The sequence below is a fragment of the Nostoc sp. genome, from assembly GCF_036919815.1.
In the GTDB taxonomy this organism is placed as follows: Bacteria; Cyanobacteriota; Cyanobacteriia; order Cyanobacteriales; family Nostocaceae; genus Nostoc.
In genome coordinates this window covers 81,501-99,702 of the sequence record NZ_JBALCE010000006.1, presented here as the reverse complement: position 1 = coordinate 99,702, position 18,202 = coordinate 81,501, and the positions used below count along the sequence as shown (strand labels likewise).

General features: G+C 43.4%; 16 protein-coding genes. 4 read left to right on the top strand and 12 right to left on the bottom strand.

The window, feature by feature from the left end:
• Positions 1–252 precede the first annotated feature (252 nt).
• On the top strand, positions 253–1,836 hold the full coding sequence (locus V7K15_RS01935; RefSeq protein WP_334902533.1) for a DUF1565 domain-containing protein: 1,584 nt from the start codon (positions 253–255) through the stop codon (positions 1,834–1,836).
• 99 nt (positions 1,837–1,935) lie between these two features.
• Here the strand turns inward: V7K15_RS01935 and V7K15_RS01930 are convergent, their stop codons facing one another.
• Positions 1,936–2,733: a Uma2 family endonuclease gene (locus tag V7K15_RS01930; protein WP_334902531.1), complete on the bottom strand. Its 798-nt coding sequence runs from the start codon at positions 2,731–2,733 to the stop codon at positions 1,936–1,938.
• A 105-nt stretch (positions 2,734–2,838) separates the two neighbouring features.
• Here V7K15_RS01930 and V7K15_RS01925 point away from each other — a divergent pair, with 105 nt between their 5' ends.
• Positions 2,839–5,055, top strand: a complete 2,217-nt coding sequence (locus V7K15_RS01925; protein ID WP_334902529.1) for an FUSC family protein — start codon at positions 2,839–2,841, stop codon at positions 5,053–5,055.
• Between the two features lie 12 nt (positions 5,056–5,067).
• Here V7K15_RS01925 and V7K15_RS01920 read toward each other — a convergent pair whose 3' ends face one another.
• From V7K15_RS01920 to V7K15_RS01910, 3 genes are all read right to left on the bottom strand, one after another.
• Positions 5,068–5,952, bottom strand: coding sequence for a DUF6920 family protein (locus tag V7K15_RS01920; RefSeq protein WP_334902527.1), 885 nt, complete (start codon positions 5,950–5,952; stop codon positions 5,068–5,070).
• Between the two features lie 30 nt (positions 5,953–5,982).
• Complete coding sequence (mgtA, locus tag V7K15_RS01915) at positions 5,983–8,502, bottom strand: magnesium-translocating P-type ATPase (RefSeq protein WP_334902526.1); 2,520 nt, start codon at positions 8,500–8,502, stop codon at positions 5,983–5,985.
• A gap of 101 nt (positions 8,503–8,603) precedes the next feature.
• A complete protein-coding gene (locus V7K15_RS01910; RefSeq protein ID WP_334902524.1) occupies positions 8,604–9,272 on the bottom strand; it encodes a cadmium resistance transporter in 669 nt (222 codons plus the stop codon).
• A 222-nt stretch (positions 9,273–9,494) separates the two neighbouring features.
• On the opposite strand from V7K15_RS01910, the gene V7K15_RS01905 reads away from it, so the two are divergent.
• Positions 9,495–10,772 carry an ABC transporter substrate-binding protein gene (locus tag V7K15_RS01905; RefSeq protein ID WP_334902522.1) on the top strand — a complete coding sequence of 426 codons (1,278 nt, stop codon included), beginning with the start codon at positions 9,495–9,497 and terminating at the stop codon, positions 10,770–10,772.
• A 99-nt stretch (positions 10,773–10,871) separates the two neighbouring features.
• Here the strand turns inward: V7K15_RS01905 and V7K15_RS01900 are convergent, their stop codons facing one another.
• From V7K15_RS01900 to V7K15_RS01870, 7 genes are all read right to left on the bottom strand, one after another.
• Positions 10,872–12,110: an RNA-guided endonuclease InsQ/TnpB family protein gene (locus V7K15_RS01900; RefSeq protein WP_334902520.1), complete on the bottom strand. Its 1,239-nt coding sequence runs from the start codon at positions 12,108–12,110 to the stop codon at positions 10,872–10,874.
• 212 nt (positions 12,111–12,322) lie between these two features.
• A complete protein-coding gene (locus tag V7K15_RS01895; RefSeq protein ID WP_334902518.1) occupies positions 12,323–12,565 on the bottom strand; it encodes a hypothetical protein in 243 nt (80 codons plus the stop codon).
• 326 nt (positions 12,566–12,891) lie between these two features.
• Complete coding sequence (locus V7K15_RS01890; RefSeq protein WP_334902516.1) at positions 12,892–13,194, bottom strand: chaperone modulator CbpM; 303 nt, start codon at positions 13,192–13,194, stop codon at positions 12,892–12,894.
• On the bottom strand, positions 13,191–14,135 hold the full coding sequence (locus V7K15_RS01885) for a J domain-containing protein (RefSeq protein WP_334902514.1): 945 nt from the start codon (positions 14,133–14,135) through the stop codon (positions 13,191–13,193). The genes V7K15_RS01890 and V7K15_RS01885 overlap by 4 nt, the downstream gene beginning before the upstream one ends.
• Positions 14,136–14,317: 182 nt before the next feature.
• Complete coding sequence (locus V7K15_RS01880) at positions 14,318–14,773, bottom strand: pyridoxamine 5'-phosphate oxidase family protein (RefSeq protein ID WP_334902512.1); 456 nt, start codon at positions 14,771–14,773, stop codon at positions 14,318–14,320.
• Positions 14,774–15,141: 368 nt separating this feature from the next.
• On the bottom strand, positions 15,142–15,978 hold the full coding sequence (gene fghA, locus V7K15_RS01875; protein ID WP_334902510.1) for an S-formylglutathione hydrolase: 837 nt from the start codon (positions 15,976–15,978) through the stop codon (positions 15,142–15,144).
• A gap of 100 nt (positions 15,979–16,078) precedes the next feature.
• The gene (locus V7K15_RS01870) at positions 16,079–16,870 is read right to left on the bottom strand and encodes an ion transporter (RefSeq protein WP_334902509.1); all 792 of its coding nucleotides are present in this window, start codon (positions 16,868–16,870) and stop codon (positions 16,079–16,081) included.
• 88 nt (positions 16,871–16,958) lie between these two features.
• On the opposite strand from V7K15_RS01870, the gene V7K15_RS01865 reads away from it, so the two are divergent.
• Positions 16,959–17,384 carry a nucleoside deaminase gene (locus V7K15_RS01865; protein WP_334902508.1) on the top strand — a complete coding sequence of 142 codons (426 nt, stop codon included), beginning with the start codon at positions 16,959–16,961 and terminating at the stop codon, positions 17,382–17,384.
• A 177-nt stretch (positions 17,385–17,561) separates the two neighbouring features.
• Here the strand turns inward: V7K15_RS01865 and V7K15_RS01860 are convergent, their stop codons facing one another.
• Positions 17,562–18,065 carry an O-acetyl-ADP-ribose deacetylase gene (locus tag V7K15_RS01860; protein WP_334902506.1) on the bottom strand — a complete coding sequence of 168 codons (504 nt, stop codon included), beginning with the start codon at positions 18,063–18,065 and terminating at the stop codon, positions 17,562–17,564.
• Between the last annotated feature and the right edge of the window lie 137 nt (positions 18,066–18,202).

The following is an 18,202-nucleotide window of genomic DNA, read 5'->3' as shown; positions in this document are numbered from 1 at the left end:
TCTCCCAATATGGGAGAAGGGGAACTGGAGAATTTGCTCCCCTCTCCCAAGATGGGAGAGGGGCTGGGGGTGAGGGCAAAACTCATACACTCATCAGGTTTTAGCTTAAGTTGACACCAATGAGCATTGCTGTGCCCCTACGACAGATGTGGTTCAAATACATGAAAAGTACTTTAAGTTATTTAATGCATCAACCGCTACCCACTTTCATGGTTAGCGCTAGGATAGCTATGTGTTTTTTAAAGTATAAATATGGCTAAAACTTTTTACGTAAATCCAGTAACAGGCAGCGATACCAACCTTGGTAGCCAACAAGCCCCTTTCAAAACTATTACCCAAGCCCTCAAGGTAGCTATAGATAACACTAAGATTCAACTGGCAGATGGAAATTATAATGCTGCTAGCGGTGAAGTCTTTCCGCTAACTATTCCATCTGGGGTAATAGTAGTGGGTGATGAAGCAAACAAAGGCGATCGCATTCTGATTGAAGGAAGTGGTAACTACTTGAGCCGTACTTTTGCTGGTCAGAATGTCACATTTGTGTTGCTGGATAAAGCCGAACTCCGGGGTGTCTCTGTCACAAATCTGGCTAGTCGTGGTAGTGGTGTCTGGATTGAATCAACTGCCCCTACTGTTGCTAATAGCACCTTCACCAACTGTAAACGGGAGGGAGTATTTGCTACAGGTGAGGCTAACCCAGTTATTCTAGGTAATGTGTTCAGTCAGAATGCAGCCAATGGAATTGCGATCGCTAAAAATTCCAAAGGTCAAATTCAAGGTAACACTTGCTTCAAAACAGGTTTTGGTATTGCGATTAGTGATACTGCATCACCCACACTTATAGATAACAAAATTTCTGAAAACCGTTCTGGGATTATCATCTCTGGTAATGCTCGTCCCGTATTGCGTAACAATGTCAGTGAAAATAACACCGACGATGGGATCACAGTGATTGCAAGTGCCCTACCAGATATCGGCAGTACTAATAACCCAGGCGGCAATACTCTACACAATAACGGTAAATTTGATTTGCAAAATGCCAGTTCCAACAAGCTGGTTTCCGTGGGAAATAAAATAGATGCCTCTAAAGTCACAGGAAATATAGAGTTTGCAGATAGTTCGGTTCCGACACCGATACCCACACCTACACCGATACCCACGCCTACTCCGACACCTACACCGATACCCACGCCTACGCCTACACCGATACCCACACCTACACCGATACCCACGCCTACTCCGACACCTACGCCGACTATCGAATTAACCGATATTAGTAATCATTGGGCAGGTATGTTTATTCGGGAATTAGTCAAATTAGGGATAGTTAATGGTTTTCCCGATCGCACATTTAAACCAGATGCGACAATGACACGGGCGCAATACGCCGCATTACTGGTAAAAGCTTTCAACCCATCGCCAAACCGCCCCGCGATCAAATTCAAAGATGTACCCGCAGACTTTTGGGCATCTAAGGTAATTCAGCAGGCATATCAAGGTTCATTTCTCTCTGGTTTTCCTGACAATAGCTTCAGTCCCAACAAAAATATCCAGCGCGTGCAAGTGATTGTCTCCCTAGTGAATGGATTGAAATTATCTGCTGATAGTACAACCGCCATCAAAACTTTCGATGACCAAGCAAAGATTCCCGAATATGCCAAGGATGAAGTAATCAAGGCTACTCAAAAGAAGATTATCGTCAATCACCCGAATCTCAAACAACTTAATCCTACCCACGATGCTACACGCTCTGAGGTAGCGGTGATGGTATACCAAGCCTTGGTAGATGCAGGACGTCTAGCAGCCATCGACTCGCCTTATATTGTGACTGCTTGATTATTGCCCCCCTTCCCTGGTAGGGAAGGGGTTGGGGGTTAGGTTTGAGAGAAAGTTGCACACGGCGTTACTTAATTTCAGAAACGCGATTTTTACTTTCTACTCAAACGGCGGCAAATTATTTGGGTCAATACCCTGAGATTGTAAATAAGCAATCAGTCGTTCTTTTTGCTGGCATTCTTGTTCGGCGCGTTGGTGTTCTTGTTCGGCGCGTTGACGTTCTTGTTCAGCGCGTTGACGTTCTTGTTCAATCTGTTCCACAGCCCACGGTAATAAATTACCAGCTTGATCCCACCAGCGTAACCAATAACCAGTTCCCCCTTCTTTTGTTCCTTGCCAAGTTCCCAAAAATAAGCCCATTACATCAATCCAATGACGACCATTTTCGTCAGGTAGCTTTAACTCATAGCGTTTATTTTCTAGTTGATAATATTCTAATAAACCGCCATCTGGTTCAAAAATTATGTAGATGGGAATCTGCAAAATTTGCTCGTAGAAAAACCATTTTCTTGGTGGATAAGTTCGCTTTACCGAATATTCTCCCCCCTCAGTCTCGGATAAAAATTCGATGGCGATCGCGGGGATATTTCCTTCTAAATTGGGTGTATAACTTTTGCGATTGCCCAAAACTTGATTAACCGACTGCACGTAAACCCAGTCAGGTGCTTTGGCAATAAATTGCCCGTTGATTGTCGCACAAAGACCAAAGTTTGAAGCTATCAACATCTGGGGTTGGATGAATCCACTGATTTCTAGGCTTTCACGCAAAGCACCAGCCAAAAGTGGCTGACCAGTATTCTCCACTGGTTCATCCTCTAGTTGAAAATCCTTGGGCAAGGCTTCCCAAGAGATTACCAGTTCAGTTTGGGATTTGGCTTCACTGAGTTGGGTTGCCATAAACACAACATGAATTTATTTTTGATCTTATCGCTTCCAGGACGGCTATATATATAAGAATATCAAGAAAATCCAGATAAAAATTTTGTTTTGTTTACAAAAACCATGCAGTTAAATCGAAGTAATTTCCTCATATTTCTGATCCAGTCAGAGCCAGGAAAACCAGCAATATCCAACGGTTTGCGAGCTGCGTTAGCGTTGGGGGTTCCCATGCTAATTGGGCAACTGATCAACCAAAGGGAAAGCGGGTTATTTATCGGTTTAATAGCTTACTTTGTCAACTTAGCGAATGTTGGTGGCCCTTACCGGATCAAAGCTAGGGCGATGGTGGCGGCTACTTTGGGAATAGCTGTTTCAGTATTTGTGGGTACTTTAGTTGCGAAAGTACCAGCCCTAACTGTGGTGCTAACATTTCTCTGGGGACTTGCTTCCGGTTTGGGGTCGCTGTACGGTAATGCTGGTGCAAATGTCGGTCTGGTGGTAGGGATATCATTTATTTCCACGATCGCACAGCCAGGAAACTTGCAAGTCGCACTCATGCGATCGCTGCTATGTCTAATTGCAGGTGGATGGGCGATGCAACTTTCTTTAGTAATGTGGCCTTTTAAACCTTATGATCCACTACGGATAGCTGTGGCTGCTTGTTTCAGTGCGATTGCCAACTACATTCAGGCATTTGTAGGTAAAGTAGCAAAACCTGAAAATATTCTCGAAATTAGACAGGCATTAGAGACAGCACGGACTACTTTAGGTACATTACGGATTGGACAGTCGGCTCGCAGTTGGATGAATGAGCAGTTATTGGTGCTAATTCAGGATGGCGATCGCTTGCTTGGCTCAGTTATTGGCTTAATAGAATTACTAGAAACTTACTGCCAACAACAGCAATATCACGCAGTCCAGCAATTAGTAGACGATGCACTCGCACAAATATCAGTGATTCTTCAAGCCATAGCGAAAGCCATATCTGGCAAGCCTAGCAGCATCGATCTGGGAAATCTCAACCGCATCTATGAGGCACTCAAAGAACAAGAAAGTCTGCAAAGAACAGCAATTGCCGGGAGTGAGACAGATTATACAACTCTGGTTGCTCTCAGTAATCTGGTGTTGATGATCGAAAAGCTAATCAAGCAATTGCAATACACGGCTCAGACAGCTAAATCTCTGGCCGATCATCGCAAGATGAGTCAACGTGATGTAGATAGACTTCTTTTAGTTGCAGACGAACAGCGATCGCTCTTAAATTTACTCAAAGAAAACCTCACCTTAGACTCAGCAATCTTTCGCCATGCTCTCCGCATTGGTCTGAGTCTAACTGTAGGCGTAATATTATACAGCATTACCAATTTACCAATGGGGTATTGGGTGACACTGACCATCATGCTAGTCCTCAAACCGAACTTGGGTGCAACTTTCCAGAGGTTTTTCCAGCGAGTTGGCGGGACTATCTTGGGAGCTGTGTTAGCTGCTGTTTTACTTGCAACCATCACGAGTCAGCCTGTACTAGATACAATCATTCTGCTGACAGTATTTTTTGGCGTTTCCCTGATTCGTTTCAACTATGGGTATTCGGTGGTTTTCTTGTCAATATTTGTCTTACTGATTATTGATATTGGTCATCCGATTGGTTGGCAATTTGCTGGCTTTCGGGTGTTGAATACATTAATTGGGGCAGGATTAGCTTTTGCGAGTCATTACTTTATCTGGCCAAATTGGGAACGCGATCGTTTACCCAGTCAACTCGCCACGGCGCTACGAGAATGTCACAAATACTTTAGCGATGTGATGGCTGTTTACCAGGGGAAAAAGGAGCGTGACTCTACCATTATCAGTCAACGGCGACAAACTGGACTGGCAATTGGCAATGCTCAAGCCTCATTCCAAGGATTACTGCGCGAACCCAAAATGCACAAAGAATTAGTAGAACCAGTGATGACGCTGCTAATGTACATGGGACGTTTTACTAACGCCGTGACAGTTTTGGCAGTACATCTGGAACATTTTCGAGGAACAGTGCCACTCCCAGAATTAGAAACCTTTGTCTGCCAAATTTCGCTGCTTTTAGAACAGTTAGCTGATTCAGTACAGCAGGAAATTACCCCACCGCCTTTGCCTGACTTGGAAGAAACGCTGCAAAAAATCCAACCACACCTACAAGCACTGCGTACAGCCCGTATCCAAGAGTTAACTGTTAATCAAGGACATACACCGATTCGTCAGGCAGTCATTGATTACAGCATATTAGATTTAGAGATTGATCAGATTGTGCGGCGGTTGACTGCTATGCACTCAGCGATGGTACGGCTAACATCAGGTAAATAAAGCACATCTTTTTTATCTGACACAAAGGTTTAAAGGCAGAAAAGATGCAAACTCATAGTTAATCTCCGTAATCCGCCCTCTCCAATACGGCCAAGAGCCTTCTGGCGGTTGCCATCTCACTTCGCCTTCTAAGGGGATCTGTATTCCATTGCGAACCGTATAGTCCCAAAATCGACCTTCCCAGGGCGTTGCCACCAGATCACCGCCAACAGTACGATAACGAGCCGCAGCATGGATGCTACTGATTAATCCTTCGGTATTAAAACAAAATATTAGGGATACGGTTGTTGCACCATCTGTCAGAGTGCCGCGAGCGGAGGTATCATCGATCGCTTCCCAGCGCACACCTTGACTGGATAATAGGGCAGTGGGATACCACGCCGCCTCTGCTAAAAACCGCATCAGTTCACCTTGGGCTACTTCAGGTGTACCGCGCACATCTGCAAGGGTGATCAGACCGAGTAATGATGCGTGCAAGGTGGCTACTCCTAACACATAGGTATCATGGACAAACACCTTCAGTCCTGGTGCCATCTGGATGCGTCCATCCCAATCAAAACCTGGACGCTGGGTAATAACAAGTTGTGTGGAGGTAAACGGACTCCACTTGGTTCCTTTCTCACTCATATTGAACTGTCCCTGATGGGCAAATTTGACAGCAGCCACCATCGGTTGTCCATCTTTGAGTACTGCCCGAAAGAATCGCTGCACTGGGGCTGGCAAGCCTTCAATCTCTTTTTGGTCATAGATTTTGGGCTTAATTATCCGCCGTCCACTTGCTAACTTGGCGCGTAATTTATCGGTATTTGACTGCCACCGATATCCACCGTAAATGCTAGCCAGTCCAATCCCAACTAAAATTAAAATACAAATGAGGCTAATCCATTTAATCCACATCCTACTTACCTTCCCTTGGGTACAGATGGCTCAAAATTTTACGTGGTTGTAGAATATATGTTTAACGCTTTCGGCTGCGATGATATAAAATGCGACGATCGCCCCTAAGACAAGCACAAAACTCAACGGCAATGCTTGAAATCCGAGCCGGGTTGCTAAAGGTGTCCAGGGAATGATGATTGTTACTCCAATAGTTACCAGGGTTGCCGTCAACAAATATTTTCCTGGCTTACTGTTGAGAATGGATTGGCGGGTACGAATGACTAGCACAACCAGCGAAGCAGAGATTACAGACTCCAAAAACCAGCCTGTTCTAAACTGTTCTGGTTGAGCGTGCAGCAGCAACAGCAGCGCCCCAAACGTGAGATAATCAAATATTGAACTCAGGAAACCAAACACGATCATGAAGTTGCGGATAAACTTGATATCCATCCGCCGAGGTTTGTTAGTTAACTCCTTATCTACGCGATCGCTAGCGATCGTTAATTCCGGGAAATCCGTTAGTAAGTTTGTCAGCAAAATCTGACTGGGTAGCAACGGCAAAAAGGGCAGAAACAGAGAAATTCCCGCCATGCTAAACATATTGCCAAAATTGGCGCTAGTTGCCATAAATATATATTTTAAAGTGTTAGCAAATGTAATCCGTCCTTCCTTTACGCCTTCGATGAGGACATTCAAATCTTTTGCCATCAACACAATGTCAGCCGCTTCCTTGGCGACATCAACTGCGCTCTCAACTGAGATGCCGACATCGGCAGCATGAAGCGCAGAGGCATCGTTAATGCCATCTCCCAGATATCCAACTACATTCCCGGCTTTTTTCAGGGCGATGATGATCCGCTCTTTTTGGTTTGGCTCTACCTCGGCAAAGACATTTGTATCTTGGACTCGCTGCATCAAGGCTTCATCACTGAGCTTCTCTAGTTCGGAGCCTGTCAACGCCTTTGGTTCAGGCAGTCCTACCTGCTGAATGATACTCATAGCAACCGCCTTGCTGTCTCCGGTAATCATCTTCGGGGTGATTCCTAGCAGTTGCAACTCTTTGAGGGTGTCAGCGATGCCAGCTTTTGGCGGATCGAACAGAGCAAGGTAGCCGATAAATGTCATGTTCGTTTCATCGTCTTTGCTGAAGGAATCTTGATTAAAATTGCGATAAGCCACACCCAAAGCTCTAAATCCCTTACTGCCCAAGTCTTCAGCCTGTTGGTGGAGTTTTTGTCGCTGATCTGCAACGGGAATTGTTTTTCCCTGAGCTGTCTCAACGGTTGAGCAAATATCCAGAATATTTTTCAGTGCGCCTTTAGTAATAATCAGATGCGTATTCTCTGTCTTGAACAGGATGCTTAGACGTTTGCGGTTAAAGTCATAAGGCACTTCATCTAACTTTTGATAGCTAGAAATATCGAATGTTTTGTATTGGCGAATCGCTGCATCGATCGGATTCACATAACCCGACTCAGATGCGGCATTCAAATAAGCATAAAGTAGAACGCGATCGCTTTCTTGACCCTTTACATCAACCGCAGAGTGAATTTTCACCTCTCCTTCGGTCAGCGTACCCGTCTTATCGGTGCAAAACACATTCATACTGCCAAAGTTTTCGATCGCGGGTAAGCGCTTGACGATCACCTGCTTTTTCGCCATTTTCTTAGCACCACGAGCCAGATTAACACTAACGATCGCCGGGAGCAGTTGAGGAGTCAAACCTACCGCCAGCGCCAGAGAAAACATAAAGGATTCCAGCACTGGGCGATGCAGGTAGACGTTAGCAACAAAAATTAGAACTACCAAAATTAGCGTTACTTCCATGAGAAAGTAGCCAAACTTGCTCAGTCCCCTTTCAAATTCCGTTTCACTCGGTCTGAGTTTCAGGCGTTCCGATACTTTGCCGAATTCAGTTTCTTTTCCGGTATGAACGACTACTGATGAAGCCGTTCCACTAATTACATTGGTTCCCATATACAGAGAATTGGTGCGTTTGGCCAGTCCAGTTTCCGCAGCCAATACCCCACTTAGCTTATCAACCGGATAGGTTTCTCCTGTTAGTGCTGCTTCATCCACCGATAAATCTTTCGACTCTAAAACTAGACAGTCACCCGGAATATTTTTACCTGCACAAAGCAACACAATATCGCCAGGAACTACTTCCTCATTGGGGATTTCTTGAGATTGACCATCCCGCAAAACAGTTGCTTTAACTTGCACTAATGCCAATAATTTTTCGACGGCGTTCGAGGCTCCTCGCTCTTGCCAAAATCCTAATAGCCCACTGATCAGCACGATCGCTAAAATGATTGTGGCATCTGCCGCATCTTTAAGAAAAATCGATAGTACCGCCGCAAAAATCAGAATCAAGATAATCGGACTCTTGAACTGATTGAGTAACAATATCAATAGGCTCGATTTGTGTTTTTGTTTGAGGCTGTTTGCACCATACTCGCTCAGGCGTTGTTTTGCATCTTGACGGCTTAACCCTGCGGTTGTCGAGCGCGTCTGCTGAAGCACCTGCTCCGTGGGTAAGCTCCAAAACGTGGAGAGTTGGGGATTCATCGGTTTGGTTTTTTGGGGTTAGTCAAGCGACAACGGTTATTAGATACGTCGCCCCACAAATAAATTGTAGACAATGCCAATCAGCGCCAAAACCTTGTCTGTCAAGTTTTCGGTAGAAAAAGACGATAGGATTCGCTGTCCATCAGAATTCTGTAACCCAGCCACATCAGCACGAAGGGGAAAATCTTGCGGGCATAACGGCTGAGTATTAAAGCGATACCAGGTAGATGTGTCAAAGTATAGGACATAAACAGCCAGCAGAAAAGAATGGCATAGCAAACAGGTATAATTACGGACAGACTTTGGATTGAGCTAGTGGCAAACAGGGGAATATAGATCCCAAGATTGTTGCCGCCATTAGAAATTGTTACCGCAGAGACGCGATAGGTCTGCGGATCGCGGATTACGTCCCAGAGCGATCGCTTTCTGGAATCAAATCCTCGAAATTTAGAGTTTCTTTTCAGATTGGCTGACTTATCTTCGGCTGAGTCATCCTTATTAAGGTTGAGCAAATTATTAATCCCAATGAGTATCGGCAGAATCCCCAGTAGACCAATCCAAGTTGACGGAATTGCTAGACCCAGTAAGAAACCAAGCAAACTTACCGTCAGTAATGCCGTGAACCCTAGAAGCTCACCAACCACAATATGTTGAGGACGAAAAGTACGATTAACCTCACTGAAGAAGGCAGTCAGATAAATATTGTCGTCAAAGGTTGTTGCCACAGCCGCAGCTAGCCCGATCTTAATTGTTGCAATTAACCAATCCATCACTATCCCTCACTCAACACCTATCTGCTCACCAAAACTAGCGATCGCTCAACCGTTGTAGAGAATTCCCACAATATCGATATGATAATGTGAGTATCCCATATTGGGTGTAATTCAGAGCAAATCTGGTAGTTTATACATATCAAGTGGTGTTTTGACTTTATCCCCCATCTCCAATTCATCCGGCAATGTCCATCACCTATATGTATCAAAGGAGTCATTATGATTAGCCGTTTGATTGACCTTCTGCCTAAAAGCACAGGTCAAAACATCTTACGGTCGCTCAAATCAGCCACTCGTAGATCGGCTACCTACAGGTTTGCAGTTAGATTTTGCATCGGTCTTGTCTCGATTTTGGTCTTGACTCTAGTTTTTGACGGTTATGCTGTTGCGGCTTCTGAATCTGGCAATCAGATATCCTCTTTAATGAATCAGTTCAAACTACCCAAAAACTCAACAATGCAGTTATTGGAAACCGTGGGACTGTTTATAGGAGGCATAATTTTTTGTATAGTTTTGGATCGCTGGTTTTCTAGCCGTTCGGGTCAATCTAGCAACACGCCCTTAGCCGAGCAAGCGCGGCGGCTCAAGCAACTCAAAATGGGATATCCAGAGGGGATGACAAATCTGGAAGTTCTCCGTGCTCAAGGCTTGCTGGAAACGCGTTTGCAACCTTATGGGCTGAGTGTCACTTGGTCAAGCTTTTTATCAGCATCTTCTCTGATAGAAGCACTCAGCAACGGGACAATTGACTTCTGCGGCGGCGGTGGCACGGCCAGCATCTTCTCTCAAGCGGCGGATCATGTGTTTGTGCGGGTAGCTAAAGAAAAATATACCTCTCCCAAAGGTCAAGCGATTCTAGTCCCGGAAGGTTCGCTAATTCAGACGCTTGCCGATCTCAAGGGTAAGAAGATTGCTTTTGATAAAGGCTCAAGCGCACATTATGTGCTTGTGCGATCGCTGGCAAAAGTCGGCCTTGATTTTAGCGACATTGAGCCAGTTTATCTGACACAGCCGGAGGCACTGCCCCGATTCCGCCGGGGTGAGGTCGATGCTTGGGTGATTTGGGTTCCCTACACAGCAACTCAAGCCCGAAGCGCTTATCCAGGGCGCTCGATTGCAGACTTAGAGAGTATATTTTGTGACAAAGCCTCCGTAGAAGTTCCGACCTATTACTACGCGATTCCAGAACTAGTACGCGACTATCCCGACCTGCTCAAGGTGATTTTAGAAGAGGTAAACGAAGCTGGAACTTGGGCTAAGAGACAAGAATTAGAAGCTGTTCAACGATTAACAGAACACCATGAAATCGATCCATCCATCGTAGAAACTTTACAGAAACATAGTGGCGAACGCGCCATTATCCCGATTGACGACCAATCGCTCACTGCACTACAGCACCAAGCAAATACCTTTAGAGATTTAAATCTGATTCCTGAACGGGTAAATGTGAAAGATGGAACCTATAGCTTGCAGACCAAGCAAAACTGGACTTATTAATGACCGTCATCGGACGAGTAGCTACAACCTAAAATTCAGTAATAACTTGAGACTTGACATACTCACCGCCGTGAAAGGTCGGTGATTCTTATTCTTGGTTCACGAAAGTCCGCTTGCTATATCAGATTGCTCATCAATAGTATTGGTGGTCTTCTCCCCAAGCTTTTCTTCTCTCGAAGCAGATTCCCAATGCCCTTGGGTACTGTTTGCTTGCCACTCCATGCCCAACACTTTCATGCCTTTTTGAAGGATGTTGACTGCGGCGTTTGTATCGCGGCAAATTTCTATCCCACAACTAGAGGATGAGTGAGTCCTGGTACTAAGTGACTTTTTCACTCGATGACCACACGAGGAACAATCCTGAGATGTGTAGTTGGGAGAAACTGCTACCACTGCTTTATCCCAAACTTTTCCATAGTAGTCCAACCATTGGGTGAACTGATACCAGCTAGCGTCAGAAATAGACTTAGCCAAATGGTGATTTTTGACCATATTTGCAATCTTTAAATCCTCATAGACAACCACATCGTTAGAGTGGACTACGCACCGGGCTTGTTTTATTGCCCAGTCTTTACGTTGCCTAGTGATTTTTAGATGAACTTTACCCAGACTTTTTCTTGTTTTATGGTAGTTTTTTGATTGAGGCTTTTTGCCCTTAACAAATTTCTTACTTAGGCGTTTCTGCGCTCGTTTAAGCTTGCGCTCAGACTTTCTCAAGAACTGGGGGTAGATAAGAGCGTTATCATTTTGGTCTTTGGTGAAGTATTTTAACCCTAAGTCCAAGCCCACAACGTTGCCAGTAAAAACCCCAACTTCGGTACGGTCAGCATCAAAACAGAATTGAGCATAATACCCGTCTGCCTTGCGTACAACACGAACGCGATTTATCTTGAGTCTAAATAAATCTTCTCTTGTTTGAGCATTGCAATATACAGATAAAGAGCCGATTTGAAACCCATCAGTAAAGGCAATGCTCTTGCAATCATCTGATAATTTCCATCCTGATACCTTGTATTCGACCGAACGACAATGCTTTTTAAACTTGGGATATCCAATATTTTTCTCCTTTTTCTTGCAACGATTGTAGAAACTAGATATGGATGCCCAAGCTCTTTCGGCACTGGCTTGTCTTGCGGCGGAGTTTAGCTTTAATGCAAAAGCAAACTCTTTGGCTAAGTATGAACACAGTTTATATAAGTCCGCTTTACCAATATTTCGATTATCCATCCAATAACGGACTGCCTTATTTCTAATAAATTGAGCAGTGCGAATTGCATCGTCAAACGCTTGGTATTGTTCTTTAGTTCCGTCTAGTAGCTTGGCTTCTCTCACTATCATCTGTATATTTTATCATGGAATATTGCAGATAAAACAATATAATATTAATATAAAGCCGTCCTTTATGACGGGGCTTTTACCCATTTTTTTGGTAATAAAGCACTGACCACCTTCTACTAAGATTTGTGAAATAGCATTGTTTATCAGGTCACACTCTACGGAGTCAGTATCAGTAAACCTGAGAATAATATTCGTATCTAGCAAATAGTTTGTCATCTGCCTTGATCATCATAAATATTTTCTCGGCGGATATCTCCGTTAGATAGATTAGCATTACTTTTAGGAAATTCAGCGACCCATTGACGAAATTGCTCGGCTTTTTCGGTTGAGGTTGTATTTTTGTGAGGGGTTGCCTCTATTTGCCTATTAGAGAGCTTTTCTTGAAAGAGTTTTTGGTCTTCAGGTGAGAGGTTTAATACTACTTCGACAAGAGAATTAACAAGCTGTACATTCATAGTTATCTCTGAGATTTTTCAGCTTACACTCTATTATATTATTTTGAACAAAAAATGTTTCGCGCAGTCCCCACCTAAAAATACTATAAAAACATCTACATTTTAGGTGGGGTTAGCGAAACCGATATAAAAACGCGTTGGCGGAGCCTAAGAAGAGAAGCAACAATATTTTGTTATTCCATTTACAGTGAGCGCAGTCGAACTGTGTTATTATTTTAGTAATTAGTTTTTGCGGTACTGTAAAAGTTTTATAACTGGAGACATAGACCAATTTGACTAATTATTTATAAATAGTAAAAAGTCATTAGTGATTAAAATTCCCGGCTTTAGGATTGATGAGACTGATACACTTTTAACTGTGCCCGTAATTGGGCAATTTCAGTCGCCATATCTAACACCATTGCGGCTCCAACTAAGTTCAGCCGCAAATCTTGACGCAAACGCTGAATCTGAGCAATTCTAGCAATCTCGCGGGAATGCAACATAGAGCCGATCGGTTCGATCACACCTAACTCAACATAAAACTTCACAAGCGTAATCGAAGTCTCAGTTATCAATGCAGCATATTCAAAGGTGTAGAGTTGCTCACCTTCGAGTGAAACCACAGTTTTTGAAAGGCTGAAAGTCATAACTTAATCTCCTCTAATTGGGCACGCGGGTTAAAGCTGCTATTTGCCTGGATTTTTTCGTAGTATTCTTGCTCGATCGCACTGAGGTCTTTCGGCGTGACAATCTGAAGTTTGGCAAGTAAGTCACCTCGTCCCCCTTTTGGCAATGTCCAGCCTTTGCCGCGCAGTCTTAGGGATTGCCCCGATCGCACCCCTTTGGGAACTTTTATCGTCACGCCTCCATCGGGGGTTGGTACCCTGATTTCTGCCCCTAAAACTGCTTCATCAGGGCGAATTGGAATGTCACAAACGAGGTTATCGCCCTCAAATCGGAAGAAAGGATGGGGCAACACCTCGATGGTAAGATACAAATCGCCGCGCTGTGAAGAGAACGGACTAGCACGACCTTTACCTTTGATCCGAATTCGACTACCTGATTTTGCGCCTGCGGGAATACGGACGTTGATCGTTTCCTCGTCGAGTTGCAGCCGCTTTTGGACACCGTGAAACGCTTCAGAAAATGTGAGTGCGATCGCGGCTTCGGTATCTGGTGCGGGAGCTTGAGAACGAAATCCCCCACTAAAATCATCAAAGCCACCAGTGGAGGTTCTACGTCTCGATCGACCCAGCAGATCGTTGATAAACGAATCAAAATCGCCGTACTGATCAAAGTCGCCGGTCGCAACATTATTGGAGCGGGGTGGCGGCGTTTCACTGTAACCAGGGTGATTCCAGTGCTGACCAAACTGATCGTACTTCTGCCGCTTCTCTGGCTCCGAGAGTACCTCATTCGCTTCGTTCAGGTCTTTAAACTTTGCCTCTGCGTCTTTATCTCCAGGATTTAGGTCAGGATGGTACTTACGGGCAAGCTTACGGTAAGCCCGTTTAATTTCTTCAGGGGTTGCGGTTTTGCTCACTCCTAAGATGGTGTAATAGTCCTTAAAGTCCGTTGCAGTTGGCATTACTGACCTCTCGATTGCGGGTTATTTTGCGGTGGGTAGTAAGCTACTCCCGATTTTCAAAATCTTATAATGTCCGGTTCCTCAGCCTGTTGGTGGAGTTTTTGCCGTTAGTCTGCAATGTCATTGGTAAAGCCTCGACCTAGTAGAATCGAGATACCTCAAGTGTTGAGGTATCTTGATTCTCACTGACTGCTGACTCCATCAGTGGTTCGTCCACTCATCTCACTAGGATGGATGCGGTAGAGCGCCATGACCTCCGCACGACCCCAGGCATCAATCCAGGTTCGATTAATCGCAGGCGAAAGCGTTGGATTTTGCGTTTTGACAAATTGCATCACGCGATCGATATCTTGCTGAAGAGTGATGTGTTCGGCTCGACCCGTCACAGTAACGCTACGCCAATGCTTTAGATCGTGGACTTCTTCAACTTGCAAACACACTTCTGGATTCGCGTCCATATACTTGGTCTTCATCCCAAGCGTCGTGAAAATGTAGATGTTTGGCTCTTGAAAATAATAGTGCATAGGCACAACATAGGGATGTCCTTCAAGCGCACAACCTAAGTGTCCATGTCCTACTTTCTGCAAGAGATCATGCATCTCTTTTGTACCCATTTCATCAATATCTAACATGGTCATTCTCCAGAATAAAGATTTAATTGATTAATCTAGTTGCAAATGTGTTGTTGCCCAAGACTTAGATCACTATGTCTAGCGACATCACCCAAAATCCCTTGAGCGATCGCACATCAGGACTGTTGTCTTATTGATTTTCCTACAGCATGACAGAATACTGTTTGATTTATGGGGTTATTTGTTTAACTACAATATAAAAATTAATACAAGTGCGGTAGTTGATAAATACTGAGTTATTATTTTTTGGTTAACTTATACACTCACCGTATTTTCTCGTAGTCTTGCTCCCAAATAAAATAAGAATTCTATAGAAACATGGGGTTTAAATAGATGAAAACTGCTGTAATTAATAAAGCGATACCTACGGTAAGCTACGCTAACGCATGGTGGCGGATATGATCTTCAATAAAACTGGCGATGAAATAATAACTGTGGTCATAGCCTTCTTGGTAACGCAAGTTTAACGGCTGGTTAACATCTGCACAAGCTTGCTCAAACACCTCTGGCAGTAATTGTTCAGCTAAAAATTTATCAGCAGTCCCTTGGTCAATCAGAATTGAACTGTGATATCCTACTTTTTTGACTAATTCACTAGCATCATAATCACGCCAACTTTCTTGATTGTTGCCAAGATAACCACTGAAAGCCTTTTCACCCCAAGGACAACGCATCGGTGCAGTAATCGGGGCAAAGGCTGATACTGATTTGTAGAGTTCTGGGTTTCTCATCGCACAGACAAGCGCCCCATGTCCTCCCATCGAATGACCGAGAATACCTTGTTTCTCCGGTTGGGTGGGGAAATTTGCGGTAATTAAAGCAGGTAATTCGTGGACGACATAACTATACATTTGGTAGTGTTGACACCACGGTTCTTCTGTAGCATCAACATAAAAGCCGGCACCCGTGCCAAAGTCCCAGCCATCATCCTCACCTGCAATCCCAGTATTACGCGGACTAGTATCTGGTGCCACCAATATCAAACCGTACTCAGCCGCAAAGCGCTGCACTCCCGCTTTTACCATAAAATTCTCTTCTGTGCAAGCTAATCCAGAGAGGAAATAGAGAATCGGCACAGGTTTTTGAGTTGCTTGTGGTGGTTGATAGACAGCAAAGCGCATTTCACCGTTACAGGTGGAAGAGGAATGACTGTAAAAGCCGAGTTTGCCACCAAAGCTTTTATATTCTGAAAGGAGGTTAAGGTTAGGCATTGGTTATATTCTCTTTCCTGAGCGATCGCCGGAGAATGATTATTTTAGTCTAAATTAATATTATGCAGGTAGCAACAGCACAATATGCCGCGATCGCGTCTCAATCAATCCTGCGACTAGATAATTTAGTCCCGCACCTTTTACAAAACCCAGCATCTAGATCATGAAAAGCCAAACCACAACCTGAACAAACTGTTTCTACCTGATTAGCAGTTTTCACCACTCGCTTAATGAAATCTCCCACTTGCCAAGGAATCAGCGCAATTCCGGTAAAAATCATTAATACTGTTAGCAAGCGTCCTAATTCAGAAATTGGAATAACATCGCCAAATCCCACAGTTGTCATTGTGACAACAGAGAAATAAAAGGCATCCAAAAATGTACCGTAATTTTGAGGATTAACCGGATGCTCGACTTGATAAATTAAGCCAGAGTAAATAAAAACAATTGCAAATAATGTAAATAATATTCGCGTAAAAATCATCCCATCTTCGGTGCTGATAGTGGCGAATAAAAATTTCCTATCTATAAATCTGATTAATCGTAAAATCCGAAACCATCGCAGTAGGCGGATAAAGCTAATATCCACCATTCCTAGAAAGAATGGCAAAATCGCCAATAAGTCAATTATCGAATAAATACTAAAAATATATTTGATTTTATTTTCTGCACTCCATAGACGGAGTGAATATTCCACCGCGAAGATGCTCGCGATCGCAATATCGACTAGATTCAACTTAAACCGTACAGAATCAGGAATATTATAAGTTTCTGCCACGAAAATTCCTGATGATAGTAACACCATAGCGGCAAGTGTTAAATTAATCGCTTTACCTATTGGTGTTTCCAGGTCTTTTAAATAAAATTCTGTATCTTGTCTGCTTAGTAACATATTCGACCATTAATTAATCTTAATTCCCAGTTATAACATTAGAAATACGATATTATTAACCATTATCCTTATATTAACTCCAGCTTATATGAACCCAGAATATTTTATGCGTTTAGCTTTGGCAGAGGCAAAAGAAGGTGATGCGCCTTACGGTGCCGTGATTGTTAAAGATAACCAAGTCATGGCCGTAGCTCATAACACTGTGAGTAGAGACAATGATCCATCAGCCCATGCAGAAATCAACGCCATTCGCAGTTTAACAGCTAAACTAAAAAATCCTTCTTTAGAAGGTTATAGCATATATACAACTGGCGAACCTTGTCCGATGTGTGCAACTGCTTGTGTTTGGAGTGGTTTATCAGAAATTGTATATGGTGCTTCAATTCAAGATTTAATCTCGGTAAATCAATCACAAATTAATATATCTTGCGAAGAAGTGATTGCTAAATCATTTAGAAACATCAAAGTCACAAAAGGCGTTTTAAAAAATGAATGTTTAGAGTTATTTAAATAAGCTATAAAAAAACTTATTTTTAGGAGTAGTCCTTTCAAAGTAACTCAAAAAATCTCGTTCTTTCTCTCTGTGCCACGACCACTTTGCTCAAGTTGCAAAACCTTCCCAAGCAAGTGTCATCCTCTATGCATCTGCGGTTTAAAAGTAATTTATCTAACCAATATTCATTTACTGATGTCAATGCGTAAGTCCTAAAATATTTGTATATATTCCATAGTTTTCTGGGTCATAGCAGCAAAAAATTATTCTTTGGGGACGACCATTCTTTTGTAGCTGTTCATCGCATATTTTCACTGCCACCTCAGCTGCTAAAGCTTTAGGATATTTGTAAATGCCAGTACTAATGCAAGGAAATGCTAAACTACTAAACTCTTTATCTGCGGCAATTTGCATACACTTGTGGTAAGACTGAGCTAGAAGTTCAGGTTCTCCGTGATTACCTCCTCGCCATACTGGCCCTACGGTATGAATGATGAAGCTTGCAGGTAAACGATATCCTTTGGTTAGTTTAGCATCGCCAATCTTACATCCTCTAAGTGACCTACACTCATCAACTAGTTCTGATCCAGATGCCTTGTGTATCGCTCCATCTACGCCACTACCGCCAAGCAGACTAGTATTTGCAGCATTAACGATCGCATCAACTTCTAGCTTTGTGATATCACCTAAAATCACTTCCATAAAACAATTAAGCGTAATCAAGACTCATTTATATAGTACAAGTGTAGTATATAAATGTCCACCAGAGAGTTTTAGGTTCAAGTTTAACGATCAGTTGGGGATCTGCTGCAATTCTCACGAATCAAATAGAATTGCTA